The following is a 19,321-nucleotide window of genomic DNA, read 5'->3' on the forward strand; positions in this document are numbered from 1 at the left end:
CTTTGGTGTTGCGTTAACAAAAGATTCGGTAAATCAGGATGCGCTGAAAAACGCAAAGCAACAACTTAACCGAATGACCTAAAAAGTTACAGCTTTGTTATAAAATCTTAAGGTTTATCGATATTGATAAACAGGTCCTTATCAAAACGCGATTCCTTGAGCGCTTCTTTGACTCGCTTCAAGTTATCTCTGAATTTCGCGCCGCGGCGTAAAGTAAAGCCGGTCGCTAAAACATCAATTACCGTTAATTGCGCCAGGCGTGAAACCATCGGCATATAAATGTCGGTATCCTCTGGCACATCAAGCAATAAAGAGAGGGTTGCCTCGCGTGCAAGCGGTGAGCCTTCAGAGGTTATCGCCAGCACAATGGCATCGTTTTCACGTGCCAGTTGCGCGAGCTCCACTAGATTTTTGGTGCGCCCGGTATGCGAGATAAGCACCACGACATCCTCTTCGCTACAGTTCATGCAGCTCATGCGCTGCAAAACTACATCGTCGGAATAGATGACCGGCACATTAAAACGGAAGAATTTGTTCATCGCGTCATGCGCGACGGCGGCGGAAGAGCCCAAGCCAAAGAAGGCAATTTTTTTTGCCTGGGTCAGTAAATCGACGGCGCGATTAACCGCGGCCATATCCAGTGATTGCCGCACCTGATCAAGACTTGCCATGGCGGATTCGAAAATTTTGCCGGTATAAGCCTCAACGCTATCGTCTTCGTCAACATTCCGGTTTACATAAGGGGTGCCATTCGCCAGACTCTGCGCTAAATGTAATTTAAAATCCGGGAAGCCTTTTGTTTCCAGACGGCGGCAGAAGCGGTTGACCGTAGGTTCGCTGACATCGGCACTGCGGGCGAGAGTGGCAATGCTTGAGTGAATGGCATCTTGCGGTGCGGTAAGAATCACTTCTGCGACTTTACGTTCTGATTTGCTAAGGTGTTCCAGTTGAGTCTGGATTTTGTCCAGCATATTCATAAGGGTTCGGCACTCATGGATTTTGTCGATTTCAACAAATGGAGAAATCATGGCACGATTTAGCAAGAATATACGCCTCGCCCACGGTGAAAGGGCAAGTTAATCCATGTAATATTGTTGTTTTTTTTCATTACATGATCGCCGTCTAACTTTAGAGATGATAAACGTCGATACCCAAACATCAGAAATGCTGGGGGTTATCTCTGAATCTGGCATTCACGGGCAAATATTGCGCACTAACGCGATCAATTTATCGGCAATGGTTTACCTGGAATTATCAAAAGCAGTACATTGTTCTGTAATAAAATTACAAGAGCGACCTGGTACAAGATACCCGAAACGAGGAGAACAACATGGCGGTAACACAGACAGCTCAGGCATGTGACCTGGTGATTTTCGGTGCAAAAGGCGACCTTGCGCGTCGGAAACTGCTGCCATCCCTGTATCAGTTGGAAAAGGCGGGGCAGATCCACCCGGAAACACGCATCCTGGGCGTGGGCCGCGCAGATTGGGATAAAGAGGCTTATACCAAAGTCGTGCGTGAGGCGATCGAAACCTTTATGAAGGAAAAGATCGACGAAAGCCTGTGGGATAAGTTGAGCAGCCGTCTCGATTTTTGCAACCTGGATGTTAACGATACCGCAGCGTTTACCAAACTCGGTAAGATGCTCGATCAGCAAAAACGCGTCACGATTAACTACTTTGCCATGCCACCGAGTACTTTTGGCGCGATCTGCAAAGGCTTGGGTAAGGCGAAGCTGAACGCGAAACCAGCCCGTGTTGTAATGGAAAAACCGCTCGGCACTTCCCTTGTGACCTCCCAGGAAATCAACGACCAGGTTGGCGAGTATTTTGAAGAGTGCCAGGTTTACCGTATCGACCACTACTTAGGTAAAGAAACGGTCCTAAACCTACTGGCGCTACGTTTTGCGAACTCCCTGTTTGCTAATAACTGGGATAACAAAACAATCGACCATGTGGAAATCACCGTTGCGGAAGAAGTCGGCATTGAAGGGCGCTGGGGTTACTTTGACCAGGCCGGTCAGATGCGCGATATGATTCAAAACCACCTGCTGCAAATCCTCTGCATGATTGCCATGTCTCCACCGTCTGACCTAACCGCCGACCATATCCGCGATGAGAAAGTCAAAGTGCTGCAATCTCTGCGCCGCATTGACCGCAGTAATGTGCGTGAGAAAACCGTTCGTGGGCAGTACACATCGGGTTTTGCTCAGGGCAAAAAAGTCCCTGGCTACCTGGAAGAAGAGGGCGCGAACAAGTCCAGCAGCACTGAAACCTTCGTGGCTATCCGCGTGGATATTGATAACTGGCGTTGGGCTGGAGTGCCGTTCTACCTGCGTACCGGTAAACGCCTGCCAACGAAATGTTCAGAAGTTGTGGTGTACTTCAAGAGCCCGGCCTTGAACCTGTTCAAAGATTCCTGGCAGGATTTGCCGCAGAATAAACTCACTATTCGCCTGCAACCGGACGAAGGCGTGGATATTCAGGTGCTTAACAAAGTTCCAGGGCTTGATCACAAGCACAACCTGCAAACCACTAAATTGGATCTGAGCTACTCCGAAACCTTCAATGAATCCCATCTGGCCGATGCCTACGAGCGCCTGTTGCTGGAAACCATGCGTGGTATCCAGGCGCTGTTCGTGCGTCGCGATGAAGTTGAAGAAGCCTGGAAATGGGTAGATTCAATCACTGAAGCGTGGGCTGCCGACAACGACGCGCCAAAACCATACCAGGCCGGTACCTGGGGGCCAGTCGCCTCCGTTGCGATGATCACCCGAGATGGGCGTTCATGGAACGAGTTCGAGTAATTTAGCGGATGAAACAGGTGTAAGTATGCAAACACCCCGTAACAGGTGATTCATATTTTACCGGTAACATGACATAACGCTAAAGTGGTGTGAATTTTTTAAATTAAAAGCCCTGACTGGATTCACCAGCAGGGCTTTTTTATTTACACTAGCTGAAGCGATTTTGCCCCTGATGGCACGGATTGCCGCCTCATGAGAAGAAAACCGAGCCGGCAGCAGTGACCACCTGCCCAAAGCGACGGCAGCCACTTTATGAGGACCTGTTATGAACTCTGTTTTGTTACGCGTAACAAATCGTATCGTTGAACGATCTCGCCAGAGCCGCGAAACCTACCTGGCGCGTATTGAAAAAGCGAAGACCAATACCGTACATCGCTCTGAACTGGCCTGTGGGAATTTGGCCCACGGTTTTGCCGCCTGTCAGCCGGAAGATAAAGCCGCGCTAAAAAGTATGCTGCGTAACAACATTGCGATCATTACGTCCTACAACGATATGCTTTCGGCACATCAGCCGTATGAATTTTACCCGGATCAAATCCGTAAAGCGCTGCACTCGGTTGGCGCGGTAGGGCAAGTGGCGGGCGGTGTACCTGCGATGTGCGATGGTGTCACGCAGGGCCAGGATGGCATGGAGCTGTCCCTGTTAAGCCGCGAGATAATCGCGATGTCTACTGCGATTGGCCTGTCTCACAATATGTTTGATGGCGCGCTGTATCTCGGTGTGTGCGACAAAATAGTCCCGGGCCTAACTATGGCTGCGCTGTCATTTGGTCATTTACCTGCGGTATTCGTCCCATCAGGCCCAATGGCCAGCGGTCTGCCAAACAAAGAAAAAGTTCGCATCCGCCAACTCTATGCGGAAGGAAAAGTGGATCGTCTGGCGCTGCTGGAATCGGAGGCCGCCTCTTACCATGCACCCGGCACCTGTACCTTCTACGGTACCGCCAACACCAATCAGATGGTGGTCGAATTCATGGGCATGCAGCTTCCCGGCTCTTCATTCGTGCATCCCGATGCGCCATTACGCCACGAGCTAACGGCCGCGGCGGCGCGTCAGGTAACGCGTCTTACCGGCAATGGCAATGAATGGATGCCGCTGGGTAAGATGATTGACGAAAAAGTTGTGGTTAACGGCATCGTGGCGCTATTGGCGACTGGCGGCTCAACTAACCACACCATGCACCTGGTGGCGATGGCTCGCGCCGCGGGCATTATCATCAACTGGGATGATTTCTCTGATCTTTCGGATGTGGTGCCTTTGCTTGCGCGCCTGTATCCAAATGGCCCGGCCGACATCAACCATTTCCAGGCGGCTGGCGGCGTGCCGGTGCTAATGCGTGAGCTGCTGAAAGGCGGTTTGCTGCATGAAGATGTGAACACCGTAGCGGGCTTTGGTTTGCATCATTACACCATGGAACCGTGGCTGGATAACGGCCAACTGGCCTGGCGTGAGGGGGCAATGGCCGCGCTGGATACCGACGTCATCGCGACCTTCGAAAAACCTTTCTCCAGACATGGCGGGACTAAAGTGCTCAGCGGTAACCTGGGGCGTGCAGTTATGAAAACCTCTGCGGTACCGGTAGAAAACCAGATTATTGAAGCGCCGGCTGTCATTTTCGAAAGCCAGCATGACGTTTTACCCGCCTTCGAAGCGGGGCTATTGGACCGGGATTGTGTGGTTGTTGTGCGTCATCAAGGGCCAAAAGCGAATGGGATGCCAGAATTACATAAACTTATGCCGCCACTTGGGGTATTATTGGACCGCTGTTTCAAAATTGCGTTAGTCACTGATGGACGGCTGTCAGGCGCTTCAGGTAAGGTGCCTTCTGCCATCCATGTTACCCCAGAAGCTTATGATGGTGGGCTGCTGGCGAAAGTCCGGGACGGCGATATGATTCGCGTCAACGGTCAAACGGGTGAACTGACATTGCTGGTCGATGATGCCGAGTTGGAAAAACGCACTGCATACCACCCGGACCTCAGCGCTGAACGCGTTGGAACCGGTCGTGAACTATTTAGCGCGTTACGCGAACAGTTATCTGGCGCGGAACAGGGCGCGACCTGCATTAAATTTTAAGGACCGGATGTAGCATTTGCTGCACTGGAAACGAATTATAAAGTTGGTTGAAGAGGCTCTTGAGATGAAAAACTGGAAAACTACTGCGGAACAGATCCTGAAAACAGGACCGGTCGTTCCGGTTATCGTAGTAAACAAACTGGAACACGCTGTGCCAATGGCTAAAGCATTGGTCGCAGGCGGCGTACGCGTTCTGGAAGTCACCCTGCGTACTCCATGCGCAATGGATGCTATTCGTGCCATCGCTAAAGAAGTCCCGGAGGCGATTATCGGTGCGGGTACCGTTCTGAATCCTCAGCAGTTGGCAGAAGTGACCGAAGCGGGTGCGCAGTTCGCCATCAGCCCAGGCCTGACTGAGCCATTGCTGAAAGCGGCAACCGAAGGCACCATTCCATTGATCCCAGGTATCAGCACCGTTTCTGAACTGATGCTGGGTCTGGACTACGGCTTGAAAGAATTCAAATTCTTCCCGGCTGAAGCCAATGGCGGCACGAAAGCACTGCAAGCTATCGCGGGTCCATTCTCTCAGGTTCGTTTCTGCCCAACCGGCGGTATCTCACCGGCTAACTACCGTGACTACTTAGCGCTGAAAAGCGTTCTGTGCATCGGCGGTTCATGGTTGGTTCCGGCTGACGCGCTGGAAGCGGGTGATTACGATCATATCACCCAGCTTGCTCGTGAAGCTGTTGAAGGTGCAAAACTGTAATTTGAAACCGCTCCCTGCAAAGGGAGCGTTTTTTTAACCTCTAACGCTCACCGCTTTTGTCGCCGCAATGGCGCGTCCAATCGCCTCTTCAACGCTCGTTCCTGTCGCCAACGCCACGCCCATTCGACGTTTACCGCTGATTTCCGGTTTGCCAAAAAGACGCACCTGCAAGCCCGCGCCAAGTGCCGCCCCCACATTGCCATACTGGACGTTATCGCTGGTCAACTCCGGGAGAATCACAGCCGATGCGGCAGGGCCGTACTGGCGAATCGCGCCAATCGGCAGGCCGAGAAAAGCACGTACATGCAGTGCGAACTCTGATAAATCCTGAGAGATCAGCGTCACCATGCCGGTGTCATGCGGGCGAGGGGAGACTTCACTGAAAATAACGTCGTCGCCACAAACAAAAAGTTCAACGCCAAAGAGCCCAAATCCGCCCAGGGCTTTCACCACTTTCTCGGCAATCTCCTGCGCACGAGCGAGAGCTATGTCACTCATCTTTTGCGGCTGCCAGGATTCACGATAATCGCCGTCTTCCTGGCGATGACCGATTGGATCACAGAAATGCACACCGTCGACCGCGCTGAGGGTCAGCAGCGTGATTTCAAAATCAAAATTGACCACGCCTTCCACAATCACCCGGCCTTTACCCGCACGACCACCCACCTGCGCATATTCCCAGGCCTGAGCAAGCTGTTCAGCATGGCGAATAAAGCTTTGCCCTTTACCGGAAGAACTCATCACCGGTTTCACAATACAAGGCAGGCCGATCTCTTCGACGGCGCTAAGAAACGCGGCTTCGCTATCGGCAAAGCGGTAGCTGGAGGTTGGAAGCCCCAGTTCTTCGGCGGCAAGGCGACGAATACCTTCGCGGTTCATGGTGAGCTGCGTGGCTCTGGCGCAAGGCACAACGCGCTGGCCCTGCTGTTCAAGCTCAACCAGCATATCGGTGGCAATAGCTTCAATTTCGGGAACGATGTAATCGGGCATTTCAGTGGCGACCAGCTTTTTGAGTTCCGCACCATCAAGCATATTAATCACGTGGCTTCGGTGCGCGACATGCATCGCCGGGGCATTGGCGTAGCGGTCAACCGCGATAACTTCCAGACCAAGACGCTGACATTCAATCGCCACTTCTTTTCCTAATTCGCCTGAACCTAACAACATGACACGCGTAGCTGAAGGACGAAGCGCAGTTCCCAACATTGACATAATCTGTATACCTGAGCGGAGAAAATAGACCGGCGGATTATAAACGAAAACGTTTGCGTGCACAGTTTTTTTCCCACTTGCGATGTGGGGATAACATCATTATACTGGTTAAATAACCAGTTAAAACGGAGCTGCACGATGGCGGTTGAAATCAAATATGTTGTAGTACGAGAGGGGCAAGAAAAAATGTCATTTGCCAGTAAAAAGGATGCAGACGCCTATGACAAAATGCTCGATCTGGCAGAAGTGCTGGGCGACTGGCTCACTCAAAGCCCATTAGCTTTCAAAGAAGGGCAAAATGATGTGCTGGCAATGTGGATGGCCGAAAATAAAGATGTGCTTTCCACAGTGCTAAGAAGCGGTAAGTTACCCGAAGCCGAACAGGCGGTAACAGAAACTGCAGACGCTCTCACGGAAGAAACTGCAGCAGAAGATAACGTTGCCGAGCACCCGCGTAAGCGCACCAAAGCAGCCTGATTTTTTCGCGCCGGTGCACCGGCGCGTTTCTTTTCTCATCTTTAGCCTAATCAGACACTTCTTGACAGCCTTTGGCTTAACCTCAAACGTTAAGTTCCTAATAAAGGATGTCTCTGATGAACAACTGGTTGCAGCAACTTCAGTCTATGCTGGGGCAGGCGACACAATCCGTGCAGAAACACACGGGTCAAAATCAATCTCCCAACGCCTCTGAGGGGAATAGTCCACAAGGGCTGAGTAAATTACTGGTGCCGGGTGCGCTGGGAGGCTTGGCAGGTTTGTTGTTGGCGAATAAATCATCGCGTAAATTGCTGACTAAATACGGTACCGGAGCGCTATTAGTTGGCGGTGGTGCGGTGGCTGGCAGTGTTTTATGGAACAAATATAAAGATCGGGTGCGTGAAGCCCACCAGGGCGAACCGCAGTTCGGGCAACAGCAATCACCTGTTGATGTGCGCACGCAACGCCTGGTCATGGCGCTGGTGTTTGCCGCTAAAAGCGATGGTCACATTGATGACAAAGAACGTCAGGTGATTGAACAACAATTGCGTGATGCGGGCATCGAAGGCCCTGGCCGAAATTTGATCGAGCAGGCTATCGATCAGCCACTGGATCCTGAACGTCTGGTGCAAGGGGTTAAGAACGAAGAAGAAGCGCTGGAACTCTATTTCCTTAGCTGTGCGGCAATTGACGTTGACCATTTTATGGAACGTAGCTATCTCAACGCGTTGGGTGATGCGCTAAAAATCCCGCAGGATGTGCGCGAAGGAATTGAGCAGGATATTCAGCAACAGAAACTTAATCTGCCGGGTTAATCCCGGCATTTTCCTCAAAATCTCACGTTACGCTTGCAAGGCTGTCTGAATTTGCCACCCTTACAGGGTGTTAACTCAAAAATGAAAATCGACATGCCACCAAAAGCTAAAAAAATTCCTCATGCCATGACCGTACATGGCGATACCCGCATCGATAACTATTATTGGTTGCGCGACGACGAACGCGCCGATGAGCAGGTTCTTGATTATCTCCATCAGGAGAATGACTACGGCCATCAGGTGATGAGCACGCAACAAGCATTGCAGGAGCGTTTGCTCAAAGAGATGATCGACCGCATCCCGCAGCGTGATGTTTCCGCGCCCTACACGCAAAATGGATACCGTTACCGCCAGGTTTTTGAAACCGGCAATGAATACGCCATTTATCAACGCCAGTCAGTGGTTGCAGCCGAGTGGGAAGTGTGGAATACACTGGTAGACGGCAACCGGCGTGCCGCCCACAGCGAGTTTTACACCATGGGCGGGATCAGCATTACGCCTGATAATAGCGTCATGGCGCTGGCGGAAGACTTTCTCTCGCGTCGCCAGTACGGTTTGCGCTTCCGCAATCTGGAAAGCGGCAACTGGTACCCAGAGGTGCTGGATAATGTCTCTAACAGTTTTGTCTGGGCGAATGATTCCGCCACGCTCTATTACGTTCGCAAACACCCCAAAACGCTGCTGCCTTATCAGGTTTGGCGGCATACCGTGGGTCATCCATCCACGGAAGATGAACTGGTCTACGAAGAAAAAGACGATACCTTTTATGTCAGCGTGCACAAAACAACCTCGAAGCACTTTATCTTAATTTATCTCAGCAGTGCCACGACCAGCGAAGTCTTGCTGCTGGACGCTGAGCTGGTGGATGCCCAACCGCAAAGTTTTGCCCCGCGCCGTAAAGATCACGAATATACCCTCGATCACTTCCAGCACAATTTCTACCTGCGTTCCAATCGTGACGGTAAAAACTTTGGTTTATATCGCACCAAAGTGCGTGATGAGAAGCAGTGGGAAGTACTGATTGCGCCGCGTGAAAACGTAATGCTGGAAGGGTTTACCCTGTTCACGGATTGGCTGGTGGTAGAAGAGCGTAAGCAAGGCCTGACCAGCTTGCGACAAATCAATCGCAAAACCCGCGAATCTATCGGCATTGCCTTTGACGATCCCGCCTATGTCACCTGGCTTGGCTACAATCCGGAACCGGAGTCTTCGCGCCTGCGGTACGGATACTCTTCCATGACGACGCCGGATACCTTATTTGAGCTCGATATGGATACTGGCGATCGGCGTGTCATTAAGCAAACCGAAGTAGCCGGTTTTGATGCCAGCCATTATCGCAGTGAGCATTTGTGGGTCACGGTGCGTGATGGCGTTCAGGTACCCGTTTCACTGGTTTACCATCGCGAGCATTTCCAGCGGGGCAAAAATCCGCTGTTAGTGTATGGCTACGGCTCTTATGGCAGCAGTATGGACGCCGATTTTAGCAGCAGCCGTTTGAGCTTGTTAGATCGCGGCTTTGTCTTTGCGATTGCGCATGTACGTGGCGGAGGCGAGCTTGGTCAGCAATGGTATGAAGACGGCAAGTACCTGAAAAAAATGAACACTTTCAATGACTACCTGGACGTGTGCGATACCTTACTCAAACTCGGTTACGGTGATGAAAATCTGCTCTACTCGATGGGCGGTAGCGCGGGGGGGTTATTAGTGGGCGCGGCAATCAATATGCGGCCTGAACTGTTCCACGGCGTTGTGGCGCAGGTGCCATTCGTTGATGTATTAACCACTATGCTGGATGAGTCTATTCCTTTAACGACCGGTGAATTTGAAGAGTGGGGCAATCCGCAAGATGAGGAGTATTACCACTACATCAAACAGTACAGCCCTTATGACCAAATCACCGCCCAGACTTATCCGCATATGCTGGTGACCACCGGGCTGCACGATTCCCAGGTGCAATATTGGGAACCGGCAAAATGGGTCGCGAAGCTGCGTGAAATACGCACCGACGATAATCTCCTGCTGCTGTGTACCGATATGGATTCGGGACATGGGGGGAAATCAGGGCGCTTTAAATCTTATGAAGGCGTGGCGCTGGAGTACGCCTTCTTGATTGCCCTGGCGCAAGGGACGCTTCCAGGGCAGGTGCATTAACGCGTATTTAGCCTTCAAGATAATGCTTTAACGTCATTCTGAGATCCGGCGCTAATTCTTTGATGTTATTTAACATCCAACGTAAATAGCCCGGATCTTTATCCGCTATTTCAGCGATCGGCTCACCACGGTATTTACCAAAGGCCATTGTTTTTACAAGCGCAGGGCGACCGGTTATCGTCACCATTTGGTCTGGCGTCCAACCCGATTCGTCCATAATGCGTATCAGCAAAGCAGCGGTGATATAGCAATCAAACAGTGCGCGGTGGTGATGAAGCCCGGCAGGGGTTTCGACATTCAGCTTGAGCGATTTATATAAACCCATGTTGCTGTACTTGATGCCGGGCCATAAACGACGCGCCAGTTTTACAGTGCAAATCCATTCGCTATCTGGCATTTCCGGCAACATTCGCTGATCAAAACTGGCGTTATGAGCAACGTAATAGGGGCTGCCCTGATAGCGAGGGATAATGTCCTCAATCCACGGCTTGTCCGCCACCATCTCTTCGGTAATCTTATGGATAGCCATTGCCTGATAGCTAATGGGGCGATCGGGTCGCACCAGGTCGCTCATAGGATTAACAATCTTACCGTTTATAATATCGACGGACGCAACTTCCACCACGCCACCCTGCAAACCACAGGTTTCTGTATCAATAATGCGCAGCATACTTACTCCATCATGCCTTCACGGATTTCATTAAGGCGTTAGCGTAATGGAATGATTTCTCCGTGCCAACCTTTCTCGTCGCGTCGCCCTACAGCTAACAATTCACCGTGATCGGCACGAACCACTAATTCACCGCGATCGTCCCAACAGGCGCTACGTCCGGCAGAGCGATATTTTCCGCTAGAGAAAGCATGATTCGCCAGCAGCACCGGCAAATTGTATTTATGGGCCCAGCGCTGAAGGTACATTTCATCTTGCTGATAACTGATTTCGTTGATGAACTTCCCGGTGGCATAAAGACTTGCGCCCATTTCGGCTGCGCTTCGCGGCCAAGTTTCTTCATCACTGCCCGTGCTAAACCCCATGGCTACACTGCGATTGTGCAACCCGACCAGAGGAGTATGGTGCCCGGGTAAATCGATATCGCTTGAAAGCGGTTTACAGCATGCCACGCGTGAACCATCAGGCATGAAGCCTACGGATCCCGATGAAACGCCATTTTCACAGCGCAAAGGCAGCCCCACGACAATCGTCATTTTGTGTTCAATAGCCGCGTTTTGCAGAGGATTCAAACGTTCATCATTAAAGTGGAGAGCAGAAGTGTGGTTATTCTCTTCGTTCAGACCGGTGAGTGATAACTCTGGGAAAATCAGTAAATGTATTTTTTCCGCTACAGCGCAGCGAACAAAATCTAAATGGTGTGAGATATTCGAGCTGAGGTCATCGGGGGTGGCGCCGTACTGCGCCGCAGCAACATTCCAGACAGGCATATGCTCTTCCTTAATCAATCTACCCAACGGCCACATCCTGGGCCGCTACCGGGTATTCCTGTGTTTTTTGGCATCTAAACCGAGAAAAATCTTAACACCAAATTTGTAAGGAAGTTTATTGCTGCGGATATTTATTTCACTTTAGGCTCGTAAGGAAGACGTGACATATTGACCGATGCCAGGCGATGAGCAATCAGCCTTTCTCTGAACCAGTCTCGCAGATGCGCAGGTTGTTCACGCTCAACCACTTCGGCAATAACGGGCATGTTGTAACGCTCTTTGAACGCCACGCCTGCCGCCGCAAGATCAACATTGATCTTATCCATTTCGTCCTGGGGTAACTCAGCAAGATTGTGATTCATATTGGCCTCCTGTTTTCTGCCGCAAAGGTACTTACTGATGCCGATGATGACAAGTTTTTATGCCAGTCATGGTTTCATTGATAGCTGTTCTCAACTCGACTTAGCCAGGGCTCAAGGTTATCCTTTTGCCGTCTCGAATAAGAAAAAGGAATAGTTGATATGGCTTTCACCCACTCTCGTCTCTTTACCCTCGCTACACTCTTAACCGCTCTGAGCCTTTCAAGTTCTGCATTTGCTCACGCACATTTGAAACAGCAATATCCGGCGGCAGATGCTGCGGTAACCGCTTCACCACAGGCGATAACCCTTAATTTCTCCGAAGGTGTGGAAGCGAATTTTAGCGGACTGACGTTGACCGGGCCACAGCAAGCTACGGTAAAAACGGGCACCGCAAAACGTAACGAAAAAGATGAAAAACAGCTTATCGTTCCGGTAGAAGAAGCGTTAAAGCCGGGTGACTACCAGGTTGACTGGCATGTGGTATCCGTTGATGGGCACAAAACTAAAGGGAAGTACCATTTCTCGGTGAAATAAGCCGGATGTTGCCTTCTCTTTATATCGCTCTGCGATTTATCCATTTCTCTGCATTAATGGTGCTGCTGGGCAGCACCATATCGTGCTCGTTACTCGCGCCTCAGGTTTTCAAACCGGTACTGATTCGCAGGCTAAAGGGGTTATGTGACTCCGCAGTCTGGTTGGCAATGCTAAGCGCAATTTTGCTCTTATGTGCGCAGGCCGGAATAATGGGCGGCGGATGGCGAGACGCAATCAATCCGCAGGTCTGGTTGGCGGTGCTTGGCACACGTTTTGGTTCTGTTTGGTTATGGCAGATACTGCTTGGCGTGGTTACGGTGGCTGTGTTGCTACTCAAACCGCGTAGTTTACAGTCTCTGTTGCTTATCCTTGCCGCAGCACAACTCATTTTGCTTGCCGGTGTCGGCCACGCGGCGATGCGTGAAGGCTTTGTGGGAGGAGTGCAACGCCTGAACCACGCCGTTCATCTCCTGAGTGCGGGATGGTGGGTTGGGGGATTATTGCCGTTGCTAATGTGCATGCGTATGGCACGGAAACCTCGCTGGCGGGGAGCGGCGATTACCGCGATGATGCGTTTTTCGCGCTATGGGCACCTTGCAGTCGCGGCTGTGCTGCTTAGCGGAGTCATCAACAGCCTGATGATTCTGGGCTGGTCGCTACCTTTTGAAAGCGATTATTTGCGCTTCCTGTTAGTGAAGATTGCCTTCGTTGCGGGGATGGTTATTATCGCACTCTATAACCGATATTTTTTGGTGCCGCGATTTAACCGAACCCCTACGGCTACAAAACAGTTTATCCAGTTAACCTGGCTGGAAGTTTTTTTATCGGTAGCGGTGCTTGTTGCTGTTAGCATATTCGCGACCTGGGAACCGTACTGAAGGCGTTATTAGCCCAAGAGAGAATCATGAAAAAAAGTATTTTGGCGTTATTGCTGCTGGCCTGCGCGGGGAGTGCAGTGGCCGCACCACAAATTATTACCGTTAGCCGTTTTGAAATGGGCAAAGATAATTGGGCGTTTAACCGTGAAGAGGTGATGTTAAGTTGCCGCGCGGGTCATGCGCTGTTTGTTATCAATCCGAGCACTTTGATGCAGTACCCGTTAAACGATGCGGCCCAGGCGCTAGTCACGAGCGGTAAAACAACGGGCCAGCCCATTTCAGTCATCCAAATTGACGATCCTAAAACTCCGGGACAAAAAAAGAGTCTTGCACCGTTTATTGAACGTGCTGAAAAGTTATGTAGTTAATACTCACTAAGACCTTCATCAATAATAAAAAACCGCAATAACCGTAACCCGGCTATTGCGGTTTTTTTCTAATGTGTCACCTGTAACGCAGTTTTTTTCCGAACACTTTTGCGCCGGACTGGAAAACCTGCGCCGGTAATCTATTCTTAGAAGGCAAGGCGAAGTCTGCCTGCATTAATGCCAACTTTTAGCGCACGGCTCTCTCCCAAGAGCCATTTCCCTGGACCGAATATAGGAATCGTATTCGGTCTTTTTTTATCTTATTGATTTTCAGGTTCTTTTTTCTCTTCCCCAAAAAAAAGCCGAAATCTTCTGTTCGTTTTATAACGCTTTCCGTAACAGACTCATAACAACATAAACTTCTTTTGGCGTGAATCCAAACACTTTTCAGTCATTTTTTCTGGATGATGACCAGAAAATTTCAGCAATAAACTTCCAGATATCGATCGTCGTAATGAGCGAAAAGATCTGCAAAATGGCTTAACGCTTTAATTTTCTGGCAGTTAAACCATGCTTACAACGAATTGCTATCACTGCTTATGAAGCTATTCTTTTCCTGAATAAGCAACTCTGACATCGGGCGTTGCACGTTATCATCTGGAGCGGTGAGGGGGGACATAAACCATTTATCGTATAACTTATCAAATCGCTTAGTGATAAACATGGCTTTAATATCTTCATCAATAAGTTTCTTTAAATCTTCCGCATTTTTGGGAACGACCAGGCCATATTCTAGTACATTTCCAAAACCATCATTTCCTGTCTGATAATCTTCTTTATCCGGCATTTCAGCCAACTTCCCGCGAATAATAACATCATCAGTAATAAATGCTGAGATATGGTTCTCTTCAAGTAAACTAAACCCTTCCTCGAAATCTCTCACCAATTTAACAGAAACGGAATAGTTATAATCTCGATTCATCTTTGCCATGACTAAAGCTGCAGTACCGCCGCTGATTACACCAACGGTATGGCCCGTCAGCATCTCTTTATTCATAATATGCGCTGACTTTTTAGCAAGATAATTCATATTAGTATAAAGCCACGGAATAGAGAAATTTACGATTTTGTCACGTTGTGCTGAGTTTGCAGCAACGGTACAAAGAATATCTGCCTGATTATGAGAGATAAATTCAAAGCGTGCAGCCGTAGGTATTTTGACCCATTTAACGGCAAGCTGGGTGTTGTGGCGGGTTTCAATACTATGCACAATATCCATGCACAAATCGATCGCCATACCTGTCGGTTTATTATCTAATTCCCATGAAATAGGTCTGGTATTATCAACCCAGGCTAGCGTTATGCTTTTCGTTGTGAGGATTTTATTCAGCACCGGGTCAGCAAAAGAATTTTTACAAAATAACGACATGGCGGCCAACAAGAAAACACCAATTGTTTTACAATAACTCAGGTGATTAAACAAAACAGACCTCAATTAATTAAAATGGCCGAAAGTAAAACTATTACCAGGAGCAAATAACGATGGGGGATATTGTAAGTCTTTTCAGGCATGTTTCCTAATAATAGTGATTTGTATAATAGTCATTTATCTGCAATTTCACTGAGCAGTGATTTCATCTGCCTGCTACGCTGCCATATCACGGCTTGCACCAAAATCACTGAGAATAATGCGGGTAATATAACCCCTCATATTATTAGGATCCTTACTAACCTCTCTGTACAATCACGCCGGCTTGACGAAGCCATAACCAATAAAGACAAACCTGCAAAGACGAAACTATGACCACAACTCAAACTGAAAACCACAGTCGGGAAAACTCTCTCACTTATGTTTTGCGCAGCCCGCGCTTGCTTATCCGGGAATCTCTCGCCGGGGTGGTAACCGCCCTGGCATTAGTCCCCGAGATCATTTCATTTTCGATCATTGCGGGCGTTGATCCGAAAGTCAGCCTCGTCGCTTCTATTGTGCTCTGTTTATCCATGTCATTTCTTGGTGGACGCCCGGCCATGGTGACGGCAGCCGCCGGTTCAGTCGCGTTAGTGATCGGGCCCATGGTGCACCAACATGGGGTGGAATATATTTTTCCTGCGGTGTTACTTGCCGGTTTGATTCAGATTTTGTTCGGGGTCTCCGGGCTTGCTCGCATGATGCGTTACATTCCGTTATCCGTCATGACCGGGTTTGTGAACGCGCTCGGTATTCTTATTTTCTTCGCACAGGTCCCGCATATCTGGGGGAATAATCCTCTGGTTTGGGGGCTATTTGCCTTCACATTGGCGATAGTGCTTCTTCTGCCTCGCGTATTCAAAATGGTGCCTTCGCCGCTGGTGGCAATCATCGTCATCACTGCGTTATGCTTGGGCATGGGGCTTTCTGTGCCGACGGTGGGGGAATCTGGCCCGATGGCTGCAGGTTTACCGGGGCTGACGGAATTGCTGGTTCCTCTGAATCTGGAAACATTACGGATTATCTGGCCATGTGCGCTCAGTATCGGGTTTGTCGGGCTGATGGAGTCATTGTTGACCGCAAAATTGGTGGATGAACTGACCGATACCCCATCAAGCAAGCGGCGTGAATGTTGGGGATTAGGGTTATCGAATATATTTGCAGGTTTCTACGGGGGGATCGCCGGTTGCGCCATGATTGGCCAGACCATGGTCAATGTAGAGCTCGGCAAAGGGCGCACGCGTGTGTCGACGCTGGTGGCCGGGTTGGTGCTGCTGCTTTTAGTCACGGGGTTAAGTGAGCTGATGGCGAAGATCCCCATGGTCGTACTGGCAGGGATTATGGTGATTGTGGCAGTAAAAACGCTCAACTGGCACAGCGTTAAACCTGCCACGTTGAAAAGAATTCCGCTGCCAGAAACGTTGGTGATGGTGACCACGGTGGCAGTCACCGTTGCGACCGGCAATTTAGCACTTGGTGTGGTTGGCGGTGTGATTTTCGCGATGATTCTGTTTGCTCGCCGAATTGCTCATGTGGTTAGAGCAGAAAGAACCGTAATGGATGATGGACAAACAGTGCGTTACACCGTCATCGGACCGCTGTTCTTTGCCAGCAGTAATGATTTATTTGAGCACTTCCGTTATGCCGACGATCCACAAAACGTCGTTATTGATTTATCTCAGGCACAAATCTGGGATGTTTCAACGGTAGCCGTGCTTGATGCGATTGAAAACCGCTACCAACGTTATGAATGTAAGGTACAAATCGTCGGTCTGGATATACGAAGCAGCGATTTTCACGAGCGACTGAGCGGTAAAATTTGAGTAAATGGCCCATTCACAAAAGAACATATTGAGCTATCAGATGACAAAAATGTGAATCTGCCGTTACTTTTAAAACATCATGGCTGCTAGATTAATGGCTGTTCCAGCGTGAAACGGAGGTGCCAGAAAGTTTGAAACTGATCCTCAATAGTAAACTGGTGGAGTACACCGTGGGTCTGATTCCACAGTACTCTTAGGTGAAAACCCTTTGAAACGCTTGAAGAAGCGGAAAAATTTGCCAGATAACTCGTATCACACTTCTAAAGGCTGCATCTTTGCAGCCTTTTTTAATTCCTGATTTTTACCATTCGTTAGCCACTTCCCTGCATGGCCCACTTGTTGTGTCGTAGCCACTAAGGCGGCAAAATAATTAAAAAGGGCAGGTTCACACAACTTTAAAGGAAATGAGCATGATCAACGAAGCGCCGCGCCTTGAAACGGAACGTTTAGTTCTTAGGCATTTTACGCCTGGTGATTTTGAGGATTTAGCTGCCTGCTGGGCTGATCCGGAAATGGTGAAGTTTATCGGCGGTGGTCAACCGCAAGGTCCGGAAATGACGTGGGGCAGGCTGCTGCGTTATATCGGCCACTGGCAGGCGCTCGGGTATGGCTACTGGGCGGTATTCGAAAAAGAGACTGAGCGTTATATCGGCTCATTTGGTTTTCAGGATGCGCGCCGTGAGCTGACGCCTGCTCTTGAACTTCCGGAGGCAGGGTGGTCGTTGATTCCTGCGGTTCACGGAAAAGGTTATGCAAGTGAAGCATTGCAGGCGATTTTGCAGTGGGCCGACCGCGAATTCACCTCACCGGTGTGTTGCATTATCGATGATGACAATTTGCGCTCAATTCATCTTGCGGAGCGGTTTGGCTTCCAGTTCCAGCACTATGTTGAATACCACGGCAAGAAAATCAAAATGTTCATTCGGGCTGTACGCTAAGCCTTGTCTCCTGATGGATTATAATTGAGCAATAAATACCCATCAGGAGGCGTTATGTACCAGCGAATTGACGGCGAAAACTGGCGGCATGTGTTTATTGTTGGCGATCTACACGGCTGTCTTTCAGACTTCATAAGCCAGCTAAAAGAGCAAAATTTTGATTATCATAAGGATCTGGTTATTTCTGTAGGTGATTTGATCGACCGGGGTGCGAACAGTGCGGGGTGCCTTGCGTTGCTCGACAGCAAATGGTTCAGAGCGGTGAAAGGCAACCACGAAGCGATGGCTATCGAAGCGCTGGAAGAGGGTGACGGTATGCTCTGGCAAATGAACGGCGGAAGCTGGTATCAGGAATTGCCCGAGCAGCGTCAGCAAAATGTGCAGGAAGCCCTCTTGCACTGCCGTGATTTACCGCTGGTGATTGAGTTACATACCCACGGCAAAACGCTGGTTATCGCGCACGCTGATTACCCCGCGTCCCATTACAAATGGAATCAGCCAGTCGATGAGCATTTATTAGTCTGGAGCCGCGAGCGCTTAAATAAAAATTTACAGGGGCGGGGCGAGGACATCGACGGGGCAGATGAATTTTACTTTGGGCATACCCCTCTTAAAGAAGCGGGTCATTTTCATAATCAATTTTACATTGATACTGGCGCGGTATTTGGTAATAAACTGACTCTCGTCCAGGTGCAATAAATTACAGCGAACTGAATTCCTGCGCCGGACGCCAGAAACCATCTATAAAGTCTTCCACCGGAAAGCATCCACCGTAACGTATTCGTTGCTCATCCATCGCGAAAAGACATTGTTGCTCGGTATTAAAGACATCGACCACAATATCCTCGCAGCCACCGTCCAGGTAGCAAACAAATAAAACCAACGCAAACATTCACGCCTCGCAACTGCACCGTTTGGCTTAATTGTAGGGGAAGTCACGGGAAGAGGGGTAATCAGACCAGATTAATTAACCCGCCTGAGCGACGGGTCATCTTGAATCATGCAAGACGCATGACCCAGGCATCAGATTTTTGGTCGTAATGTTGACGGTAGAGGACTGAATGTTCGCCATCAAGGACGGCGGGTATGCTGGTTTCATCATCCCAGGCATCAAGCTGCATGCACAGGTCCGGGTCAGATTTACAAGGGATACTTAACGTGCGGTCCCCTTGTTGCTCGCCATGTAATTCAGCATCGTCAATTTCGAAGATGCCTATTCGTACGTTAGTTTTCGTCATCTCGCTCTCCTGGGGTCTGGATACATGTGGTATGACCAGTAAGGTCTCCCACACTAGAGCGTAGACAACCCTGTAGAAACTGCAAACA

The 19,321-nt window shown here is 49.7% G+C and carries 20 protein-coding genes; 12 read left to right on the plus strand and 8 right to left on the minus strand.

The window, feature by feature from the left end; genetic code table 11:
- Window positions 1-107: 107 nt before the first annotated feature.
- A complete protein-coding gene (locus AB1E22_RS18590) occupies window positions 108-977 on the minus strand; it encodes a MurR/RpiR family transcriptional regulator (RefSeq protein WP_367597405.1) in 870 nt (289 codons plus the stop codon).
- A 353-nt stretch (window positions 978-1,330) separates the two neighbouring features.
- Here AB1E22_RS18590 and zwf point away from each other — a divergent pair, with 353 nt between their 5' ends.
- From zwf to kdgA, 3 genes are all read left to right on the plus strand, one after another.
- Window positions 1,331-2,806, plus strand: a complete 1,476-nt coding sequence (gene zwf / locus AB1E22_RS18595) for a glucose-6-phosphate dehydrogenase (protein WP_367596709.1) — start codon at window positions 1,331-1,333, stop codon at window positions 2,804-2,806.
- A gap of 265 nt (window positions 2,807-3,071) precedes the next feature.
- The gene (edd, locus tag AB1E22_RS18600; protein WP_367596710.1) at window positions 3,072-4,883 is read left to right on the plus strand and encodes a phosphogluconate dehydratase; all 1,812 of its coding nucleotides are present in this window, start codon (window positions 3,072-3,074) and stop codon (window positions 4,881-4,883) included.
- Window positions 4,884-4,947: 64 nt separating this feature from the next.
- On the plus strand, window positions 4,948-5,589 hold the full coding sequence (gene kdgA / locus AB1E22_RS18605) for a bifunctional 4-hydroxy-2-oxoglutarate aldolase/2-dehydro-3-deoxy-phosphogluconate aldolase (protein ID WP_367596711.1): 642 nt from the start codon (window positions 4,948-4,950) through the stop codon (window positions 5,587-5,589).
- A gap of 33 nt (window positions 5,590-5,622) precedes the next feature.
- On the opposite strand, the gene purT is transcribed toward kdgA, so the two are convergent.
- Window positions 5,623-6,801, minus strand: a complete 1,179-nt coding sequence (gene purT, locus AB1E22_RS18610) for a formate-dependent phosphoribosylglycinamide formyltransferase (RefSeq protein WP_367596712.1) — start codon at window positions 6,799-6,801, stop codon at window positions 5,623-5,625.
- Window positions 6,802-6,939: 138 nt separating this feature from the next.
- Between purT and AB1E22_RS18615 the strand changes: the two genes are divergently transcribed.
- From AB1E22_RS18615 to ptrB, 3 genes are all read left to right on the plus strand, one after another.
- Window positions 6,940-7,278, plus strand: coding sequence for a YebG family protein (locus tag AB1E22_RS18615; RefSeq protein WP_367596713.1), 339 nt, complete (start codon window positions 6,940-6,942; stop codon window positions 7,276-7,278).
- A gap of 116 nt (window positions 7,279-7,394) precedes the next feature.
- The gene (locus AB1E22_RS18620) at window positions 7,395-8,093 is read left to right on the plus strand and encodes a tellurite resistance TerB family protein (protein ID WP_367596714.1); all 699 of its coding nucleotides are present in this window, start codon (window positions 7,395-7,397) and stop codon (window positions 8,091-8,093) included.
- 93 nt (window positions 8,094-8,186) lie between these two features.
- Window positions 8,187-10,244, plus strand: a complete 2,058-nt coding sequence (gene ptrB / locus AB1E22_RS18625) for an oligopeptidase B (RefSeq protein WP_367597406.1) — start codon at window positions 8,187-8,189, stop codon at window positions 10,242-10,244.
- A 7-nt stretch (window positions 10,245-10,251) separates the two neighbouring features.
- Here ptrB and exoX read toward each other — a convergent pair whose 3' ends face one another.
- From exoX to AB1E22_RS18640, 3 genes are all read right to left on the minus strand, one after another.
- A complete protein-coding gene (exoX, locus tag AB1E22_RS18630; protein WP_367596715.1) occupies window positions 10,252-10,914 on the minus strand; it encodes an exodeoxyribonuclease X in 663 nt (220 codons plus the stop codon).
- Window positions 10,915-10,952: 38 nt separating this feature from the next.
- Window positions 10,953-11,684 carry a carbon-nitrogen hydrolase family protein gene (locus AB1E22_RS18635; protein WP_367596716.1) on the minus strand — a complete coding sequence of 244 codons (732 nt, stop codon included), beginning with the start codon at window positions 11,682-11,684 and terminating at the stop codon, window positions 10,953-10,955.
- Window positions 11,685-11,815: 131 nt separating this feature from the next.
- Window positions 11,816-12,046 (minus strand): DNA polymerase III subunit theta, encoded by a 231-nt coding sequence (locus tag AB1E22_RS18640; protein WP_367596717.1) that lies wholly within the window; start codon window positions 12,044-12,046, stop codon window positions 11,816-11,818.
- Between the two features lie 159 nt (window positions 12,047-12,205).
- On the opposite strand from AB1E22_RS18640, the gene yobA reads away from it, so the two are divergent.
- From yobA to AB1E22_RS18655, 3 genes are read left to right on the plus strand one after another with little or no spacing between them, the layout of a single operon-like run.
- A complete protein-coding gene (yobA, locus tag AB1E22_RS18645) occupies window positions 12,206-12,580 on the plus strand; it encodes a CopC domain-containing protein YobA (protein ID WP_367596718.1) in 375 nt (124 codons plus the stop codon).
- 5 nt (window positions 12,581-12,585) lie between these two features.
- A complete protein-coding gene (gene copD / locus AB1E22_RS18650; protein ID WP_367596719.1) occupies window positions 12,586-13,458 on the plus strand; it encodes a copper homeostasis membrane protein CopD in 873 nt (290 codons plus the stop codon).
- 23 nt (window positions 13,459-13,481) lie between these two features.
- Window positions 13,482-13,826 carry a YebY family protein gene (locus tag AB1E22_RS18655; RefSeq protein ID WP_367597407.1) on the plus strand — a complete coding sequence of 115 codons (345 nt, stop codon included), beginning with the start codon at window positions 13,482-13,484 and terminating at the stop codon, window positions 13,824-13,826.
- A 514-nt stretch (window positions 13,827-14,340) separates the two neighbouring features.
- On the opposite strand, the gene AB1E22_RS18660 is transcribed toward AB1E22_RS18655, so the two are convergent.
- A complete protein-coding gene (locus tag AB1E22_RS18660; protein ID WP_367596720.1) occupies window positions 14,341-15,249 on the minus strand; it encodes a transporter substrate-binding domain-containing protein in 909 nt (302 codons plus the stop codon).
- Between the two features lie 317 nt (window positions 15,250-15,566).
- Between AB1E22_RS18660 and AB1E22_RS18665 the strand changes: the two genes are divergently transcribed.
- The 3 genes from AB1E22_RS18665 to AB1E22_RS18675 all read left to right on the plus strand — a co-directional run bounded on the left by AB1E22_RS18665 (window position 15,567) and on the right by AB1E22_RS18675 (window position 18,694).
- Window positions 15,567-17,057 carry a SulP family inorganic anion transporter gene (locus AB1E22_RS18665; protein ID WP_367596721.1) on the plus strand — a complete coding sequence of 497 codons (1,491 nt, stop codon included), beginning with the start codon at window positions 15,567-15,569 and terminating at the stop codon, window positions 17,055-17,057.
- A gap of 410 nt (window positions 17,058-17,467) precedes the next feature.
- The gene (locus AB1E22_RS18670) at window positions 17,468-17,995 is read left to right on the plus strand and encodes a GNAT family N-acetyltransferase (RefSeq protein WP_367596722.1); all 528 of its coding nucleotides are present in this window, start codon (window positions 17,468-17,470) and stop codon (window positions 17,993-17,995) included.
- 54 nt (window positions 17,996-18,049) lie between these two features.
- Window positions 18,050-18,694 (plus strand): metallophosphoesterase, encoded by a 645-nt coding sequence (locus AB1E22_RS18675; RefSeq protein ID WP_367596723.1) that lies wholly within the window; start codon window positions 18,050-18,052, stop codon window positions 18,692-18,694.
- A gap of 1 nt (window position 18,695) precedes the next feature.
- Here the strand turns inward: AB1E22_RS18675 and AB1E22_RS18680 are convergent, their stop codons facing one another.
- Both AB1E22_RS18680 and AB1E22_RS18685 read right to left on the minus strand, forming a co-directional pair.
- A complete protein-coding gene (locus tag AB1E22_RS18680) occupies window positions 18,696-18,887 on the minus strand; it encodes a YebW family protein (protein WP_367596724.1) in 192 nt (63 codons plus the stop codon).
- A 106-nt stretch (window positions 18,888-18,993) separates the two neighbouring features.
- A complete protein-coding gene (locus AB1E22_RS18685; RefSeq protein WP_064546055.1) occupies window positions 18,994-19,233 on the minus strand; it encodes a YebV family protein in 240 nt (79 codons plus the stop codon).
- Window positions 19,234-19,321 lie beyond the last annotated feature (88 nt).

The sequence above is a fragment of the Buttiauxella gaviniae genome (genome assembly GCF_040786275.1).
Taxonomy (GTDB): domain Bacteria; phylum Pseudomonadota; class Gammaproteobacteria; order Enterobacterales; family Enterobacteriaceae; genus Buttiauxella; species Buttiauxella gaviniae_A.

Excerpts from the sequence above, each read along its gene's own strand:
- AB1E22_RS18590 (WP_367597405.1), bottom strand. The coding sequence starts at position 977 with ATGAATATGCTGGACAAAATCCAGACTCAACTGGAACACCTTAGCAAA.
- zwf (WP_367596709.1), top strand. The coding sequence starts at position 1,331 with ATGGCGGTAACACAGACAGCTCAGGCATGTGACCTGGTGATTTTCGGT.
- edd (WP_367596710.1), top strand. The coding sequence starts at position 3,072 with ATGAACTCTGTTTTGTTACGCGTAACAAATCGTATCGTTGAACGATCT.
- kdgA (WP_367596711.1), top strand. The coding sequence starts at position 4,948 with ATGAAAAACTGGAAAACTACTGCGGAACAGATCCTGAAAACAGGACCG.
- purT (WP_367596712.1), bottom strand. The coding sequence starts at position 6,801 with ATGTCAATGTTGGGAACTGCGCTTCGTCCTTCAGCTACGCGTGTCATG.
- AB1E22_RS18615 (WP_367596713.1), top strand. The coding sequence starts at position 6,940 with ATGGCGGTTGAAATCAAATATGTTGTAGTACGAGAGGGGCAAGAAAAA.
- AB1E22_RS18620 (WP_367596714.1), top strand. The coding sequence starts at position 7,395 with ATGAACAACTGGTTGCAGCAACTTCAGTCTATGCTGGGGCAGGCGACA.
- ptrB (WP_367597406.1), top strand. The coding sequence starts at position 8,187 with ATGCCACCAAAAGCTAAAAAAATTCCTCATGCCATGACCGTACATGGC.
- exoX (WP_367596715.1), bottom strand. The coding sequence starts at position 10,914 with ATGCTGCGCATTATTGATACAGAAACCTGTGGTTTGCAGGGTGGCGTG.
- AB1E22_RS18635 (WP_367596716.1), bottom strand. The coding sequence starts at position 11,684 with ATGCCTGTCTGGAATGTTGCTGCGGCGCAGTACGGCGCCACCCCCGAT.
- AB1E22_RS18640 (WP_367596717.1), bottom strand. The coding sequence starts at position 12,046 with ATGAATCACAATCTTGCTGAGTTACCCCAGGACGAAATGGATAAGATC.
- yobA (WP_367596718.1), top strand. The coding sequence starts at position 12,206 with ATGGCTTTCACCCACTCTCGTCTCTTTACCCTCGCTACACTCTTAACC.
- copD (WP_367596719.1), top strand. The coding sequence starts at position 12,586 with ATGTTGCCTTCTCTTTATATCGCTCTGCGATTTATCCATTTCTCTGCA.
- AB1E22_RS18665 (WP_367596721.1), top strand. The coding sequence starts at position 15,567 with ATGACCACAACTCAAACTGAAAACCACAGTCGGGAAAACTCTCTCACT.
- AB1E22_RS18670 (WP_367596722.1), top strand. The coding sequence starts at position 17,468 with ATGATCAACGAAGCGCCGCGCCTTGAAACGGAACGTTTAGTTCTTAGG.
- AB1E22_RS18675 (WP_367596723.1), top strand. The coding sequence starts at position 18,050 with ATGTACCAGCGAATTGACGGCGAAAACTGGCGGCATGTGTTTATTGTT.
- AB1E22_RS18680 (WP_367596724.1), bottom strand. The coding sequence starts at position 18,887 with ATGTTTGCGTTGGTTTTATTTGTTTGCTACCTGGACGGTGGCTGCGAG.
- AB1E22_RS18685 (WP_064546055.1), bottom strand. The coding sequence starts at position 19,233 with ATGACGAAAACTAACGTACGAATAGGCATCTTCGAAATTGACGATGCT.